Genomic DNA, 16,363 nt, shown 5'->3' with positions numbered 1-16,363 from the left:
ACATGACATATCCCATTTTCCTGTCATCCTGAGGAACGAAGGATCTATCAGCTGTGCATGACCGACAGAAAAGTTCGCGAATAGATCCTTCGTTCCTCAGGATGACAGTCTATTGTTTTTGAGTGTCATTTCCCCTGCATAGTTTCACTAAATTCTACAACTCAGCACAGGCAAAAAAAACCTGAATACAACATTAAATAGTAGTTGATGGTATCCTTAACGGATTAAGCAAGAAGAAAATTAGCAGGTAACCTTAGGCGGTTGCTCAGGAATATCCTGGTAATAGTGCACCAGTGGTTGTACGGGCTGTACAATGTTTTTTTGAATATTTTTTATAGGGCAGCAAAACTCAACGTGCGCAAAGGCTACGCTAACGTTATCCTGCATAATGGTTTTGCCATACGGCACGTGGTCTTTTTGTGGTACCGGGATATCTTTAACACCTTTTGCATTAAGTACATTTTTATCAACCGGGCGCGTCGTTTCGTAATTAGGAATGCACATCAGGTGTATAGCCGTGCGCGTAACCTTCATTTTTACGTAGTTGTAGTTGGTGTTGCCAAATTGTATTTGCCCGGCTATGTTTTCAAACCGTTTCCAATCGTGAATATTGGGCAAATCAACAGGTATGGCTATTTCGGTAAGGTCTTTAACATCATATAAGCCTTTGCTTACCTGTTGGTTGTAAAATTTATTGGTTTTATAAACCAGGTATTGATGCAATGCCAGTTGCCCGCCAATATTTAGCAGGTGAATACTTAGCAATAAAAAGGCAACAATCTTTTTCAAACTGATTTATAGGTACAATGATATCTAAAGGTGCAATTTATAAATATGTTTTCAAAATTTATTATAACTATAAGTAAATATTAATACCTATTGATTGAATAAGTTGTTGAAATTAATCCTGATTATCAGTGGAAATAGTAAATATGGATTATGTGCCCGGTTTTCCATATTGATCATAGGTGCGCCCGGTGAATAACTTTAACTGCCGACCGGCTATGCAGCTACATCAAATTTGCATGTGTTTTGCAAATGCTGCTTTACGAGCGCCTATAGTTCTTTCTTCGTGAAGTTTTCAACCAGCGGATTTGGATAATTATCGCTTTGGTCTTCGGCCACATTATCCAGGCATTTAAAATCTTTTTCAACAAGCAAGTACATCTCATTGCTACTATTTTCATAGCCAACGCGGTCGGTGCCGGTCCATTCAAGCGCTAAAGCAGCGGGCATATATAAGGTAATGGTGTTGTTGGTAAAATCTGCCGTTAAACACTCGCAGATAGTACGTTGCAGGGCATACTTGAATACCTGGGATCCGAAATTGGTCGTTTCTTCCAGGTAGCCATCCCGGTCAAAGTTCGCTATATCGGTTTTGGTGAGGCGATAACGCAGCGAGTTACCTTTTATCCTGATTTTCATACTTGTTTAATTGTTAACGTTAACCACATCGCCTATAATTATAATAGCCGGATAGGTAAGCTGGTTTTCGGCTGCCATAGCAACCAGGTCTTTAACCTTCCCCCGCGCAGATTTTTGTTTGGGTAACGATGCGTGCTGAATAATAGCGGCAGGTGTATGGCCTTTACCCGATGTAACGTAGGCAAGGGCAATTTCGGCCAGCTTTTTCATGCCCATATATATTACTACCGTAGCATTGCTTTGCATGGCGCAGGCGAGGTCGGCAGATAGACGGCCATCTTTTTTAGTTCCGGTAACCATCCAAACGCTTTCGCTCACCAGGCGGTGGGTTAAAGGAATATCCTGAAGGCCGGATGCCTGCATGCTGGTAACACCCGGTATGTACTGTGTAGCTATGCCATGTTGCCGGGCGTAAATTATTTCTTCAAAGCCGCGGCCAAATATAAACGGATCGCCACCTTTTAGCCTTACCACATTGCCTTTGGTAAAAGCGTAATGCTTTATCAGCTCATGAATAGTTTCTTGCGGGGTGTAATCGCCATAGGGTTGTTTGCCTACATATACCTTTTCGCAATCATCTTGGCAGATATTCAGTAGCTCTTTATTCGCCAGGTTGTCATATAATACCACATTTGCCTGTTGTAATACCTTATATCCCTTCATTGTTATCAATTCCGGGTCTCCGGGACCTGCTCCAAGTACAAAAAGAACCGGATTTTCAATTGTTTTTTGCATATTTTGAAATTTTGCATCAAAAAATAAGTTTTTAGGCTATTTTATTTTGATGATTTTGTTAAAATGTTAAAATCATTATTTACAATCAACATAAATAATGACATAAATTATATCATTAGTACTAAATTAACAATTAAAACATCAATAAACATGATTTATTTAATAAAAAACTTGAAAAAAATTTTTATTTGCCATTTTTTTGAGTTATAATTGTGATGTAAATGAAATCAGGGTCGTATTTGATTCATTTAAGTTTGAAAATTGCTTTAACATTTAAAAAATTTCGATATGTCAAAACCAACCATTATTGTTGTAGGCAACGGTATGGTGGGCTATAAGTTTTGCGAGAAGCTTTTAGCCAGATCAGCCCAGTTCCAAATAATTGTTTTTGGCGAAGAGCCCCGTCACGCTTATGACAGGGTGCACCTGAGCGAATATTTTAATGGCAAAACTGCCGATGATCTGTCGCTCTCCACTTTATCGTGGTATGCCGACAATGGTATTGCGCTGCATTTGGACGATCCTATCCAGGAGATTAACCGTACCGAAAAAAAAATCCACTCATTAAAAGGAGTTACTTTAAAATACGATTACCTGGTTTTGGCAACCGGTTCATCAGCTTTTGTGCCTGATATTCCGGGGATAGAAAAAGAGGGTGTGTTTGTATATCGTACCATCGAAGATCTGGAGCTTATAAAAGCCTGCGCGGCCAATGCCAAATCGGGCGCTGTTATGGGCGGTGGCTTGTTGGGCCTGGAGGCTGCCAAGGCGTTGATTGACCTGGGTATCACAGAAACACATGTTATTGAATTTGCGCCTCGGCTAATGCCAAGGCAAATAGATTCGGCAGGCAGTAATATGCTGCAAATGAAACTAAGCCAGCTGGGTTTGCACATTCATTTAAATAAAAGTACAGCAGCCATTGTAGGCGAAAAAAAAATTCAATCACTAAAGTTTAATGACGATAGTCAACTTGCTGTAGATATGCTGGTAATATCGGCAGGTATCCGCCCGCGCGACGAGCTGGCAAAACTGGCCGGCCTGCATGTAGGTACCCGCGGCGGCATTGTAGTGAACGAAAAAATGCAAACCAGCGATGAGCATATTTACGCCATTGGCGAATGTGCCCTATACGAGGGAATGATTTATGGTTTGATTGCGCCCGGTTATGAGATGGCTGAGATTGCGGCCGCTCATTTAACCGCGGCCGACAAGTCTTTTTACGGGTACGATATGAGTACCAAATTAAAATTAATTGGCGTTGATGTAGCCAGCTTTGGCGATGCCTTTATAACCGAACCCGATTGCCGCACCATTTTGTTTGAAGATACCCACAAGGGAATATACAAACGCATTAATATTACTAATGATGGGAAGAACCTGTTAGGTGGCATTTTAATTGGCGATGCAGAGGCTTACAATATGCTGCTGCAAACGGTTAATAATAAAATTGTATTGCCACCCGATCCGGAAGATTTGATACTGGGATCAAGAGGCGGGGCGGCAAATGAGGGCGCCGGCGTAATGAACCTGCCCGACGATGCGCTTATCTGCTCATGCGAGGCCGTAACCAAGGGCGCAATCTGCTCGGCGGTTACCGATGGCGGTGTTGCCAGTATTGATGGTATGAAAAAATGCACCAAAGCCGGTACCGGTTGCGGTGGTTGTGTGCCACTGGTGAAAGATTTAATTGCCGGTACCCTGAAGGCAAATGGTCAGTATGTTAAAAATGTAATTTGCGAGCATTTTGACTACTCGCGCCAGGAGTTGTTTGACCTGGTAAAAATAAATAAGCTTAAAAATTACGACCTGGTACTTGACCATTACGGTAAAGGCGATGGCTGCGAAACTTGTAAGCCGGTTGTTGCCAGCATACTATCGAGCCTGTGGAATGATGTGATAGTAAAACAGGAAGTAATACAAGATAGTAATGACAGGTTTTTGGCCAACATTCAAAAAGGCGGTACTTATTCTGTAGTGCCACGCATTCCAGGAGGAGAAATTACGCCCGACAAACTGATAGTAATTGGCCAGGTGGCCAAACGATACGGATTGTATACCAAAATAACCGGTGGTCAGCGTATTGATTTGTTTGGTGCGCACTTAAGCGATTTGCCATTAATTTGGGAAGAGCTGATAGATGCCGGTTTTGAAAGCGGCCATGCATACGGCAAAGCGCTGCGTACAGTAAAAAGCTGCGTGGGTAGCACCTGGTGCCGCTTTGGTTTGCATGATAGTGTAACTTTTGCTATTGAGATTGAAGACAGGTATAAAGGTATCCGTGCACCGCATAAACTTAAAGGTGGCGTAAGCGGTTGTGTACGTGAATGTGCCGAAGCGCAATCAAAGGATTTTGGGATTATAGCTACCGAAAAAGGCTGGAACCTGTATATCTGCGGCAACGGTGGTTCAAAACCGCAGCACGCCCAGTTATTAGCTACCGATATTGATAAAGAAACATTGGTGAAATACCTGGATAGGTTCCTGATGTTTTATATCAAAACCGCCGACCCGCTAACCCGTACTGCAACCTGGCTTAATAAGCTGGATGGCGGAATGAGCTATCTTAAAAATGTAATTGTAAACGATAGTCTTGGCCTGGCCGAACAGCTTGAAGAAGAAATGCAGGCGCTGGTAAATACCTATCACTGTGAATGGAAAGAAGTGGTTGAAAATCCGGCCATGCGCAAACGTTTTGCCCACTTTATAAATGCACCCGAAGAGAAAGACCCAACCGCGCAGTTTGAACCAATGCGTGAACAGGTGAAAGCCAAGGGGTGGTAAGTTTCAAAATTCAAAATTCAAAATTCAAAATTCAAAAAGAAGGCCGCATGTTTAATATGGGCGTGTTGTGCTGATAAAATATAATATAATGGAAACAGCGATAGAAATTAAATGGATACTGGCCTGTTATGTAGATGATGTACCGGAAAATGGCGGATCGTGCGTAAAGCATGGCGATGAGCAGATTGCTATATTTAATTTTAGCCGCCGGGGCGAGTGGTATGCAACCCAAAATCTTTGCCCGCACAAACAGCAGATGGCTATTTCGCGGGGAATGATAGGTAGTACCGGCGAAAGTTGTGAGCCGAAAGTTGCCTGCCCATTTCATAAAAAAGCATTCTCGCTACTTACCGGCGAATGCATTGGCGAAGAGGAGTTGGTTATTAAAACCTATCCTGTAAAGGTTGCTGATGGTAAAGTATTTGTAGGTATTGCCTGAGAAGATGCAGGCAAAGAATTAAAGCTATTTCAGGCGGGGATCCAACAGGGTTGCCGCCTTTTTTGTACAAATAGGTGCCCGTCGTCCTTAAATGGCATTAGGTTCTGGAATTACGAGCCGATTTTAATATCGAACACTAAATATCCAATATCGAATAATGAAGGAGAAACTTCGGTGTTTCACATTCATTATTCATTGTTTGGTATTTTATATTACTGGTTGGTGTCTTGTGTTAAAGCAAACAATTTTTCGCCGTTAATAATACTAATCTTTTTGCCGTTGGTGCTTATAATGTCTTCCTGGGTTAGCTCGTTCACTACTCTGAAAACGGTTTCATAAGTTGCGCCGGCATAAGAGGCCAGGTCCTGGCGGGTAAGTTCAATATCAATATGGCCATCTTTGTTAATGCCAAACTGATCTTTTAGTGATACCAAAGCATGGGCAACGCGGCCTTTAACAGGCATATGTGCCAGGTTGCGCATCTTTTTTTCTGCTTCCTGTAATTCGTCGGCAAAAAATAACATCAGTTGGTAGGTATATTGAGGGTTTACTTTCAAAGTTGCCTCAAAAAATTCCATATCAACATAACATATAATGCCATTCTCAAGTGCTGTTGCCGAAATAGGGTAATGGGTTGCGTGTTTTCCTAACACTCTGTGCCCAAAAATGGCTCCATTATTGGCAAAACGGATAATGAGTTCCTTATCTGAGCCCCATTTTTTGTGAACTTTCACATTTCCCTGGTACACAAAATAGATTCCGGTAACCGGGTCGCCTTCGCTAAAAATAACCTGTCCTTTCTTGACTTTGAAGTTTTTTCTGTTCGCGGCAATGGCGGGCAACCATTCTTTTATGCAGCTTTTGCATAAAGTGCAAGTTTGATTGTCGCAATGGATGTTCTTTTTCATTTAGTACGTAGTTTCTGTTGTGTTTTTATTAAAAATAGTGATAAAAATCGTGTTATCTGTTAAAATTTACTTCATTTAAGCAGTTTTGGTTAACGAATATTGATTTTCATTGAATTTAATTGCGGATTATTCAATTTTTATCGACTTGAAAATTATCAAAAACATATTTTGTCAATTTTTAAGCTGTCAAAATTTAAAATTTTGATAAAAAATTAATAATTACATGATTTTAATCATAAAAATTAACTTTTAGATGCAAATATTTGCATTTATTCATTAAATACGATATATTTATTAAATTAAATCAGGAATTATTAAAAAAAAGGTGTCGCCTATGGTGAAAATAAAAAAAATATAAAAAAAAGCCCTGTCGGGAGGTCGCATTCCCAGGCAGGGCCAGTATAGTTTTTAATCGCTTTAACAAATAAAAAACCAATTCAAATGTATAAAAATGTACGTTATAAATTCATAATATTCGCCGTAATTTTAATTTCAGGCACCTTACAAATTAATATTGCAAAGGCCCAGTTTAGCCTGGCAGGGCAATTACGTATACGGGGAGAAGCTCGTGATGGCTATGGTAACCTTGTGCCAAAAGGCGCAAAAAGCGCCGATTTTATTTCGCAACGTACCCGTTTAAACTTTGGTTATAAATGGGATCTTTTAACATTTGGCGTTAGTGTTCAGGATATTAGGGTATGGGGAGCTGATGCTTCAACCATATCAGCAGCGGACGGTAACCGTTTGATGCTACATGAAGGCTGGGCCGAGCTAACGCTGGCCAACAAAGCCGATACTAACGTTAAGTTTAAGTTATTGGATTTGCTCACCTTTAAAATAGGTCGCCAGGAATTAATTTATGATGATTCGCGCCTTATTGGTAACCTCGATTGGCTACAACAGGCACGCCAGCATGATATGGCATTATTAAAAGCCGTGCACCACGGCTGGCAGGTTGATCTGGGTTTTGCTTATAATCAAAATACCGATGCCAATGGCGTAACCAATAGTAATTATTTACCGGGCAATTTGCCTGCATATATTAAAAACAGTTTAGGTACGCTGGTACCGCTTCCGGCCGGTATTGTTCCGTTAACTGCGGCAGGAAGTGCGGCAAACAATAGTTCAAAAACGGGCACCCCCTTATTTACAAACCCCGCCGGTACTAATGGAGCTACGCAAAATTACAAATCGTTCACCAGTTTATATATCAGCAAAAAGTTTGATCAAACCAAGATGTCTATTTTGGTATTTAACGATAACTTCGGTAAATACCGCCTCGATTCTGTAGGCAGCGCAACAGCCGGATATGTTTACGGCAGGCGTTTTGTGCCAAATGGCGCAACCGATACCTATAATTATGGTGTAAATAAACGCTACACCTACGGGTTAATGCTTAGCCCAACTTTTGGCAATGCCTCTGGTTTTGGGAAAATAGCTATACAAGCCGCTTATTACCGTCAATCGGGTAACGACAGGGATGGTAAAACAATGAGTGCATACCACTATACTGTTGCAGCAACTTATCAAAAAGATCTTTTCAGTGTAACACCAGGTTATGATGTATTATCCGGTACAACTGTTGCTGATCAGGCATTAGGAAAAAATAACTCATTTGATCCATTGTATGGTACGCCTCACAAGTTTTGGGGCTATATGGATTATTTTTATGCAGGCACCGGATCGCCTAAAGGCGGTTTAAACAACCCTTACGTTAAATTTAAATATACCGCTAACACCTTTTCTTTAGGTCTTGATCTGCATTCATTCTCCTTAAATAAGGATATGAAAAAGGCCGATGGTACAACCATAAGTAAAAACCTGGGTAAAGAAGCCGATTTACAGTTTAGCTACAACATGAACAAGTTTACCAATATTGAATTGGCTTACTCGCTCATGAAAGCTACAGACAGTATGCCGTTTGCCAAAGCACAAGCCGTAAACGATGTTACTGCCGCAACCTTTAACAAAACAGGTACCTGGGCTTATGTGATGTTAAAATTTACCCCCGACTTTTTTTACAGTAAACCGGTAGCTATTAAACAATAACTAAATCATTAAAACTTAAAATGCCTGCAATGAATATACACATACAAAAATATTACAAACCCATGCTATTATGGTGTTTGTGCGCTTTACTTGTGGTAAGCGGCGCTGTTGCCAAACAGCCAAAAAAAGTTGTTAAGCTGGGCTTTATCCCGTTAACAGATTGCGCCCCCCTGGTAATTGCAAAAGAAATGGGCTTTTTTGCCAAATATGGTGTTGATGTACAGCTATCAAAAGAAGCATCATGGGCGGTTATCCGCGATAAAATATTAAATGGCGAACTCGATGCCGCGCACTGCCTCTTTTCTATGCCATTTTCGGTATACACAGGGATTGGTGGGAAAGCCGGGTCGGAAATGAAGATAGCCATGATCCTCAACAATAATGGCCAGGCTATAACCCTGTCGAAAGATTTTTGCGGGCTGGTTGGTTTTCGCGATCTGAAAAAGGTAGCGGCTGCTATTAAAGATGTAAAGTCCCGTAAGGAAGTAACCTTTGCCATGACGTTTCCGGGCGGAACGCATGATATATGGCTGCGCAACTGGCTGGCAGCATGCGGGGTAAATGCCAAGTCGGTAGGTATCATTACCATACCACCGCCGCAAATGGTAGCCAACATGAGGGTGGATAATATGGAAGGCTTTAGTGTAGGCGAACCATGGAACGGCGTAGCGGCAACCCAGGGAATTGGGTTTACCCAAATATCCAGCCAGGACATATGGAAAAACCATCCCGAAAAGGCGCTGGTGGCCAACAAAGCATTTGCAGAAAACGATAAAGAAGACCTTAAAAATGTGATGAAAGCCCTTATTGAAGCCTGTAAATGGCTTGATGTAATGAGCAACCGCAAAAAAGCAGCGCTTTTATTAAGCAAACCAAACTATGTGAATGCCCCTGTACAGGTTATTGAGGCAAGGTTAATGGGATCGACAGAAATTGGTTGCGACCTGGGTGTACAAAAATACAAGGATGATTATATGTTGTTTTATAATAATGGCGCGGTAAATACACCAAAACTATCATACGGTATCTGGTTTATGGCCCAGTATATGCGTTTTGGAATGATAAGCACGGCTCCGGATTATTCGGCAGTAGCGCAGAAGTTGATCCTGGACGATTTATACGCCGAGGTTGCCAAAAGTATGGGGGTACCCGTACAGGAGGATATGAAACCGTTTAAAACAAACCTGGAAACTATAGTTTTTGATCCAAAAAATCCGGCACCGTATATAGCCGGTTCAAAAAAATAGGTTGAATAGTTAATTAACATGGAAAAAGCCTGCCGGGCTTATTTGGCCCGGCAGGTTTTACCAAAACATTAAAATGATATGAAGCAATTATTTTCGGTAAAAACGGCCATGTCGGTAGTCTATTTCCTGGCAGGCATGATCATCATGGGCGGTATATGGGCTTTAATAGCTAAGCTCACTAAAAACGAGATTCCTGCCCCATCGGCTACCTGGACTGTTTTTAAGGAGGTAATACAGCACCCATTTCAAAACGATGCCGACCAGAAAGGTATAGGCACCAAACTGCTGAGCTCGCTTAGCCGGGTAAGCATTGGTTTTGGTTTGGGCAGTTTATTTGCAATACCCATTGGCTTAATTATGGGGAGCAGCAAAATAGCTATGCGGGTTATTAACCCGATGGTGCAAATTTTAAAGCCGGTTTCGCCCCTGGCGTGGTTTCCCTTAGGCCTGGCCATTTTCCAGGATTCGCCAAAGGCCAGTATATTCATGATTTTTATATGCTGTTTGTGGCCAACGCTCATCAATGCAGCGTTTGGTGCATCAAATATCCCGCAGGATCACAAAAATGTAAGTAAGGCTTTTGGCTTTTCAAAGTGGAAATATCTTACCAAAATATTATTGCCATTTAGCCTGCCCCATATTATTACCGGGCTAAGGCTGTCAATAGGTATTGCCTGGATGGTAATTGTTGCCGGCGAAATGCTTTCGGGAGGAATTGGCCTGGGCAACTTTGTTTGGGAAGAAGGATTTAATGGCGGTAGCGTAGCAAAAATTTTAGTAGCTATTATCATTATAGGAGTAGTAGGCTCATTGCTTGATAGGTGTTTTACCTGGTTGCAGCAAAGATTCTCGTACGCGGTTTAAAAATTAATCATCATTTATTTAAAATTTAATTTTATGAGTAACATGTCAATAATTGCACCACTTGAGGATGACATTACTGCAACTGCTGAAATTATTTTGGAACAAGCCGTCAATACGCCGGTAAGTATCCAGATAAATAATGTGACAGTTAGTTTTAAAACGCCCAAAGGAATATATACCGCTGTTAAAGAAATTGATTTGACAGTAAGAAAAGGCGAAATAGTTGCATTGATAGGCCATTCCGGCTGTGGTAAATCAACCCTGATGAGCACCATAAGCGGCATGGTTAAACCAACAAGCGGCGAGGTGTATGCCAATGGCAAAAAAGTAAACTCGCCCGGGCCCGACAGAGGAATTGTGTTTCAAAATTATTCGCTGCTTCCGTGGCTTACAGTTTATAAAAATATTGAAGTAGCAGTTGGTGCAGCCCTTAAAGAACTGCCTGCTGCAGAGCGTCTTAAATTAGTGGAAACTAATTTAAGGATGGTGAACCTTTGGGAACATAAAGATAAGTTGCCCGGCCAGCTTTCGGGCGGCATGAAACAACGGGTGGCTATAGCCCGCGCCTTTGCTATCAATCCAAAAATATTATTACTTGATGAGCCTTTTGGTGCGCTTGACGCCTTAACCAAAAGTGCCATGCACGTTGAACTATTAAAATTATGGAACCTTGATCATCGCGAAAAAACCATTGTAATGGTTACGCATGATATTGAAGAGGCCATTTTTTTGGCAGACAGGGTAGTAGTTATGAACAACGGCCCTGCGGCTACTATAAAAGAAATTGTGGATGTACCATTGGCAAGGCCGCGTAATAAAAAATTTATAGTACACGACCCTATGTATATGGAAATTCACGACCGCTTATTGAATTTACTGATTGATAAGTTTTCTATAGATGACGAACATTAATAATATACCAATCCCCCAAAAAAACGATAGCATGAATAATACAACAGCAAAACAACTTACCAAACTGAATATATTTTCGTTAAAGGGCGTGCAGATGCGCACCTTCCATACCACCTGGCTCATGTTTTTTGTGTGCTTTTTTGGCTGGTTTGGCCTGGCACCGCTGATGCCAACCATCCGAGCAGAACTGCACTTAAGCAAAGGCCAGGTAGGTAATACCATCATAGCATCTGTAGCGGCCACCATTATAGCACGCCTTATTATTGGTAAACTTTGTGATACCTGGGGGCCACGTAAAACAGCTGTAAGGTTATTGCTTATTGGTTCGTTGCCCGTTTTTTTTGTGGGCCTGGCGCATGACTATACTTCGTTCCTGTTGTTCCGCCTGGCTATTGGCGTAATCGGTTCGTCGTTTGTAATTACACAGTTTCATACATCTATGATGTTTGCACCTAATATAAAGGGTACTGCCAATGCTGTAACAGGTGGCTGGGGTAACCTGGGTGGTGGTGTAACTAATATGGTAATGCCGTTAATATTTGCCGCCATAGTTGGTGCTGGTTATACCAAAGCCGAAGCATGGCGCTACGCCATGATAGTGCCGGGTGCATTGATGCTGATCATGGCATTTATATACTATAAATTTACCAAGGATACACCTAATGGTAACTATGACGAAATAGGACATACCAAAGCCAATTCTTCAAAAACAGACTGGTCAATTTTGGGTGACTGGCGCGTTTGGGCCTTAACCTTATCATACGCCATGTGCTTTGGTATGGAAATAACTTTTGACAACGTAGCCTCCTTGCACTTTGTTGATACGTTTCATTTGTCGCAAAGTTCGGCGGGTTTTTGGGCCGGTGTTTTTGGGTTCATGAATATTTTTGCCCGTGCATTAGGCGGTATCGTATCAGACAAAGTTGGCGGCAAATTCGGCATGCGTGGCAAGGGCTTATTGCTTGCGGGTGTTTTGCTATTAGAAGGAGCGGGGCTTATCCTGTTTGCCAGCTCGGGCAACCTTACTGCTGCCATTATTTCTATGCTTTCATTCGCGCTGTTCCTTAAAATGTCAAATGGTGCTACTTATGGCATTGTTCCGTTTATTAACAGTAAAAATGTAGGTATGGTGAGCGGTATAGTTGGTGCAGGCGGCAACCTGGGTGGTATGCTGTTTGGCTTTTTATTCAAATCATCTACCATTACTTATGTACAGGCATTTACCTATATCGGTATAGCCGTTATGGCAGTATCTGTAATTGTATTGATCACCCGTTTTCAAAAACAAACAGTATCAAAAGAAGTTGAAGAGCCGCTTGTTGCGGTAGCATAGTAAGCTAAAAGCGGAAGGCTGAAAGCCTAAAGCTCTAAATAGTTCAATAAAAATAAGATTTAAGAAAGCTTTGAGCCTGGTGCTTTTTGCTTTCGGCTCAAATAAAGCTTTCGGCCTTTGGCCTTAAGCTTTTAGCTATAAAAAGATGTCGATAAATAAACGCTCTGTTAATACATTAAAAAGTACCTGCTGTTACTGCGGGGTGGGTTGCGGCGTTGTTATTAACAAAGAAAAAAATGGCAGCATAACTTTAGAGGGAGATAAAGACTATCCTGTAAATAAAGGGATGTTGTGTAGTAAAGGGCTTAACCTGCATTACACTGCCAATGATAAAACAGACAGGCTGTTGTACCCGCAAATGCGTTATAACAAAAGCATGCCCATGCAAAGGGTAAGCTGGGATGATGCGTTGGAGCGTACAGCAGCTGTTTTTAAAACTTTCATCGATAAATACGGGCCAGACTCGGTGGCGTTTTATGCTTCGGGGCAATGCCTTACCGAAGAGTATTACGTGGTGAACAAGCTGATGAAAGGCTTTATAGGCAGTAATAATATTGATACCAATTCGCGCCTGTGCATGAGCAGTGCGGTAGTGGCATACAAAATGGCGCTGGGAGAAGATAGCGTACCGCTTTGCTATGATGATATTGAACTGGCCGATTGCTTTTATGTTACCGGCGCCAACCCGGCCTGGTGCCATCCCATTTTATGGCGAAGGGTTGAGGCTCACAAAACCGCCAACCCCAATGTTAAAATTATAGTGGTTGATCCGCGGGTTACTGATACCTGCAGCGTTGCCGATTTGCACCTGCAGCTAAATCCCGGTACGGATATTACGCTTAACCACGCCATTGGCAGGGTATTGATAGAGAACGGAGACATCGACGTTGATTTTGTAACCAAACATGCAGATGGTTTTGAGCAATATAGCAAAATAGTATTTGAACGCACACTGGCCGAATCGGCTCAGATTTGCGGGGTAAGTGAAAGTAATATTCGCCTGGCCGCTAAATACATCGGCGAAGCCAAAGGTTTTATTTCGATGTGGACGATGGGCTTAAACCAAAGTTCTATCGGCGTAAATAAAAATTTAAGCCTGATAAACCTCAATTTAATAACGGGCCATATTGGTAAACCAGGCTCGGGGCCGTTATCATTAACCGGGCAACCAAACGCTATGGGCGGCCGTGAGGTAGGTGGCCTGGCCAACTTGTTGCCTGCGCATCGTAACCTGGCCAATCCTTTGCACAGGGAAGAGGTGCAAAAGTTTTGGGGAGGTACCCAAATAGCCGCCAAACCTGGCCTCACCGCTACCGAAATGTTTGAAGCCCTGAATGATGGCCGTTTAAAAGCCATCTGGATCATGTGCACCAACCCGCTAACCAGCTTGCCCAATGTTCGCCTGGCCGAAGAAGCCTTGAAAAAAGCAAAATTTGTAGTGGTACAGGAGATAAGCAACAAGCCCGAAACTTTGGCTTACGCCGATGTGATACTGCCCGCTGCCGCCTGGGCCGAAAAGGAAGGCACCATGACCAATTCCGAAAGGCGCATCAGCTATTTGAGTAAAGTGCTTAACCCTCCTGGTGAAGCCATTCCGGATAGCGAGATCATTTGCCGCTTTGCCAAAAAAATGGGCTATAAAGGCTTTGATTTTAAAAATGCCGCAGAAATTTATGCCGAGCATGCCAAACTAACAGCTAAAACCAATATCGATATCAGTGGGCTAACCTACGAGATCATCAAACAACAAGGATCTGTACAGTGGCCTTATAAAAAACGGAATGTAACTATAGGCACACCGCGCTTATTTACCGATAAAAAATTCTATACCGAAAGCGGAAACGCCCGCATCAGCGCTGTTCCTGATACCCTCACCAGTGAAATACCTGATGAGGATTTTCCATTTATACTCACCACCGGCCGTATTCGCGATCATTGGCATACCATGAGCAAAACGGGTAAGGTAAACAAGCTTAACCAGCACATTAAGCAATCGTTTATAGAGATAAATCCGCTTGATGCTGTTGAGTTAAACATACAGGATGGTGATGTTACCATTATCAAATCGCGCAGGGGCGAGGTGAGTGTGAAGGCAAAAATCTCGGCAGCGATAAAACAAGGGGTTGTTTTTGTGCCCATGCACTGGGGCAAAATACTCAATAATGATTTGCACCGCATCAATAACGTTACCAATGATGCAGTTGATCCGATCTCGAAAGAGCCGGATTTTAAATATTGCGCGGTAAGCGTTCAAAAATATAAAAAGCCTTTTCAGCGTATAGTAGTTGTAGGCGCGGGTGCAGGCGCGCACGGCTTTGTACGATCATACCGGGAGTTGAATAAGGATGATGAGATTACTATTTTCAGTAAAGAAGAATATCCTTTTTATAACCGCGTAATGCTGCCCGATTACATCAGCGGCGAGCAAAGCTGGGAGCAGCTGATAAAAATGACCGATGAGGAGGAGCCCGAATTTAAGATAAGATTATTACGTGGTGTAAGCGTAGAAAAAATAGACCGCACCAATAAATATGTGCTGGACAGCCGTGGCATAAAAACCTATTATGATGTGTTGCTGCTGGCCACCGGCAGCCGGGCGGCCATCCCTAAAAACGTACCCGCATTGCAGGGTATTTTTAGCATGCGCAGCCGTAACGATGCCGATAACTTTAAAAAGCATGTACCCAAAAACGGGCATGTGGTTATTGTGGGAGGTGGTTTACTGGGTTTGGAGATGGCTGCTTCCCTACGTGAAATGGGGATCACGATCACCATTATTCAGCGTACATCCAGGTTTTTGAACCGCCAGCTGGATGAGTTAGGTAGCCGTTTGCTGCATGAGGAAATGGCCGACCAGGGCTGCGATATTTTTTATGACGACGAGGTGCAGCTATTTTACGGTCGTAATAAACTAACTGGTATTGGCCTTAAAAGCGGACGCAAAATTGATTGCGACGCTATGATATTGGCTATAGGCACAACCCCTAACCTGGAAATTGCCAAAGATTGCGGCCTTGATATTAAACGCGGAGTTATTGTAAACGAGCGGCTGCTCACCAGCGACCCTAATATATATGCCATTGGCGAAATTGCCGAATTTAACGGCACGCTGTATGGCATTACCGCTGCTGCCGAGCAACAAGCCGCTGTAGTTGCCGGTTACATGAATGGTGATATTGGCAGCTACTATAAAGGTAGCCTGTTCATGAACATCATTAAAATTCATGGTTTTGACCTATGCAGTATTGGCTTATCTGAATGCCCGGATGATAGGGATTACGAAGAGATTGTATTTATTGATAAGGCCAAGCGCTATTATAAAAAATGCATTATTCACCAGGATAAATTGGTAGGTACCATTTTGATTGGCGATAAAGGCGAATTCCAGGAATTTAAGGAACTGATAGCCAACAAAACCGAATTGAGCGATAAACGCCTCAAACTGTTGCGCAGCGGCAAAACCGCCGAACCTGTTTTGGGTAAACTGGTATGCAGCTGCAATAATGTGGGTGCCGATAACATACGCAATAAAGTGGCCTCAGGCTGTACCCAACTGGCCGATGTGTGCAGCCAAACCGGGGCAGGCACAGGCTGCGGATCATGTAGGCCGGAGGTAAAACGCCTGTTGGACGAGGTTTTGCAACAGCAATTAATAAAGGTATAAGCA

Annotated in this window: 12 protein-coding genes; 8 read left to right on the top strand and 4 right to left on the bottom strand. The window is 42.5% G+C overall.

Going from position 1 to position 16,363, the window contains the following annotated elements:
* Positions 1 to 240 precede the first annotated feature (240 nt).
* The 3 genes from ACFGVS_RS18280 to cobA all read right to left on the bottom strand — a co-directional run bounded on the left by ACFGVS_RS18280 (position 241) and on the right by cobA (position 2,160).
* On the bottom strand, positions 241 to 789 hold the full coding sequence (locus ACFGVS_RS18280) for a hypothetical protein (RefSeq protein WP_090639519.1): 549 nt from the start codon (positions 787 to 789) through the stop codon (positions 241 to 243).
* Between the two features lie 267 nt (positions 790 to 1,056).
* Positions 1,057 to 1,425, bottom strand: coding sequence for a DUF7009 family protein (locus ACFGVS_RS18275; RefSeq protein WP_439695061.1), 369 nt, complete (start codon positions 1,423 to 1,425; stop codon positions 1,057 to 1,059).
* A gap of 6 nt (positions 1,426 to 1,431) precedes the next feature.
* Positions 1,432 to 2,160, bottom strand: a complete 729-nt coding sequence (cobA, locus tag ACFGVS_RS18270) for a uroporphyrinogen-III C-methyltransferase (protein ID WP_439695060.1) — start codon at positions 2,158 to 2,160, stop codon at positions 1,432 to 1,434.
* Positions 2,161 to 2,448: 288 nt separating this feature from the next.
* On the opposite strand from cobA, the gene nirB reads away from it, so the two are divergent.
* Positions 2,449 to 4,944, top strand: a complete 2,496-nt coding sequence (nirB, locus tag ACFGVS_RS18265; RefSeq protein ID WP_439695059.1) for a nitrite reductase large subunit NirB — start codon at positions 2,449 to 2,451, stop codon at positions 4,942 to 4,944.
* Between the two features lie 88 nt (positions 4,945 to 5,032).
* Positions 5,033 to 5,383, top strand: coding sequence for a nitrite reductase small subunit NirD (gene nirD / locus ACFGVS_RS18260; protein ID WP_090639551.1), 351 nt, complete (start codon positions 5,033 to 5,035; stop codon positions 5,381 to 5,383).
* Between the two features lie 212 nt (positions 5,384 to 5,595).
* Here the strand turns inward: nirD and ACFGVS_RS18255 are convergent, their stop codons facing one another.
* Complete coding sequence (locus ACFGVS_RS18255) at positions 5,596 to 6,291, bottom strand: Crp/Fnr family transcriptional regulator (RefSeq protein WP_274210549.1); 696 nt, start codon at positions 6,289 to 6,291, stop codon at positions 5,596 to 5,598.
* Between the two features lie 441 nt (positions 6,292 to 6,732).
* Between ACFGVS_RS18255 and ACFGVS_RS18250 the strand changes: the two genes are divergently transcribed.
* The 6 genes from ACFGVS_RS18250 (at position 6,733) to ACFGVS_RS18225 (ending at position 16,360) form a co-directional block, all read left to right on the top strand.
* Positions 6,733 to 8,340 carry an alginate export family protein gene (locus tag ACFGVS_RS18250; protein ID WP_439695058.1) on the top strand — a complete coding sequence of 536 codons (1,608 nt, stop codon included), beginning with the start codon at positions 6,733 to 6,735 and terminating at the stop codon, positions 8,338 to 8,340.
* Positions 8,341 to 8,369: 29 nt separating this feature from the next.
* Complete coding sequence (locus tag ACFGVS_RS18245; protein WP_274210547.1) at positions 8,370 to 9,587, top strand: CmpA/NrtA family ABC transporter substrate-binding protein; 1,218 nt, start codon at positions 8,370 to 8,372, stop codon at positions 9,585 to 9,587.
* Positions 9,588 to 9,665: 78 nt separating this feature from the next.
* Positions 9,666 to 10,451: an ABC transporter permease gene (locus ACFGVS_RS18240; protein WP_274210546.1), complete on the top strand. Its 786-nt coding sequence runs from the start codon at positions 9,666 to 9,668 to the stop codon at positions 10,449 to 10,451.
* 33 nt (positions 10,452 to 10,484) lie between these two features.
* Positions 10,485 to 11,363: an ABC transporter ATP-binding protein gene (locus ACFGVS_RS18235; protein ID WP_274210545.1), complete on the top strand. Its 879-nt coding sequence runs from the start codon at positions 10,485 to 10,487 to the stop codon at positions 11,361 to 11,363.
* Positions 11,364 to 11,394: 31 nt separating this feature from the next.
* On the top strand, positions 11,395 to 12,696 hold the full coding sequence (locus tag ACFGVS_RS18230; RefSeq protein ID WP_090641607.1) for an MFS transporter: 1,302 nt from the start codon (positions 11,395 to 11,397) through the stop codon (positions 12,694 to 12,696).
* A 145-nt stretch (positions 12,697 to 12,841) separates the two neighbouring features.
* A complete protein-coding gene (locus ACFGVS_RS18225) occupies positions 12,842 to 16,360 on the top strand; it encodes a molybdopterin-dependent oxidoreductase (RefSeq protein WP_439695057.1) in 3,519 nt (1,172 codons plus the stop codon).
* The last annotated feature ends 3 nt before the right edge of the window (positions 16,361 to 16,363 follow it).

Origin of the sequence: Mucilaginibacter sediminis, assembly GCF_051903035.1 — a bacterium.
GTDB lineage: Bacteria > Bacteroidota > Bacteroidia > Sphingobacteriales > Sphingobacteriaceae > Mucilaginibacter.
This window is presented reverse-complemented; position numbering and strand designations above follow the sequence as displayed.

Coding starts and splice junctions, on each gene's coding strand:
- ACFGVS_RS18245 (WP_274210547.1), top strand. CDS start 8,370: ATGAATATACACATACAAAAATATTACAAACCCATGCTATTATGGTGT.
- ACFGVS_RS18225 (WP_439695057.1), top strand. CDS start 12,842: ATGTCGATAAATAAACGCTCTGTTAATACATTAAAAAGTACCTGCTGT.
- ACFGVS_RS18235 (WP_274210545.1), top strand. CDS start 10,485: ATGAGTAACATGTCAATAATTGCACCACTTGAGGATGACATTACTGCA.
- ACFGVS_RS18250 (WP_439695058.1), top strand. CDS start 6,733: ATGTATAAAAATGTACGTTATAAATTCATAATATTCGCCGTAATTTTA.
- ACFGVS_RS18255 (WP_274210549.1), bottom strand. CDS start 6,291: ATGAAAAAGAACATCCATTGCGACAATCAAACTTGCACTTTATGCAAA.
- ACFGVS_RS18240 (WP_274210546.1), top strand. CDS start 9,666: ATGAAGCAATTATTTTCGGTAAAAACGGCCATGTCGGTAGTCTATTTC.
- ACFGVS_RS18230 (WP_090641607.1), top strand. CDS start 11,395: ATGAATAATACAACAGCAAAACAACTTACCAAACTGAATATATTTTCG.
- ACFGVS_RS18275 (WP_439695061.1), bottom strand. CDS start 1,425: ATGAAAATCAGGATAAAAGGTAACTCGCTGCGTTATCGCCTCACCAAA.
- nirB (WP_439695059.1), top strand. CDS start 2,449: ATGTCAAAACCAACCATTATTGTTGTAGGCAACGGTATGGTGGGCTAT.
- nirD (WP_090639551.1), top strand. CDS start 5,033: ATGGAAACAGCGATAGAAATTAAATGGATACTGGCCTGTTATGTAGAT.
- cobA (WP_439695060.1), bottom strand. CDS start 2,160: ATGCAAAAAACAATTGAAAATCCGGTTCTTTTTGTACTTGGAGCAGGT.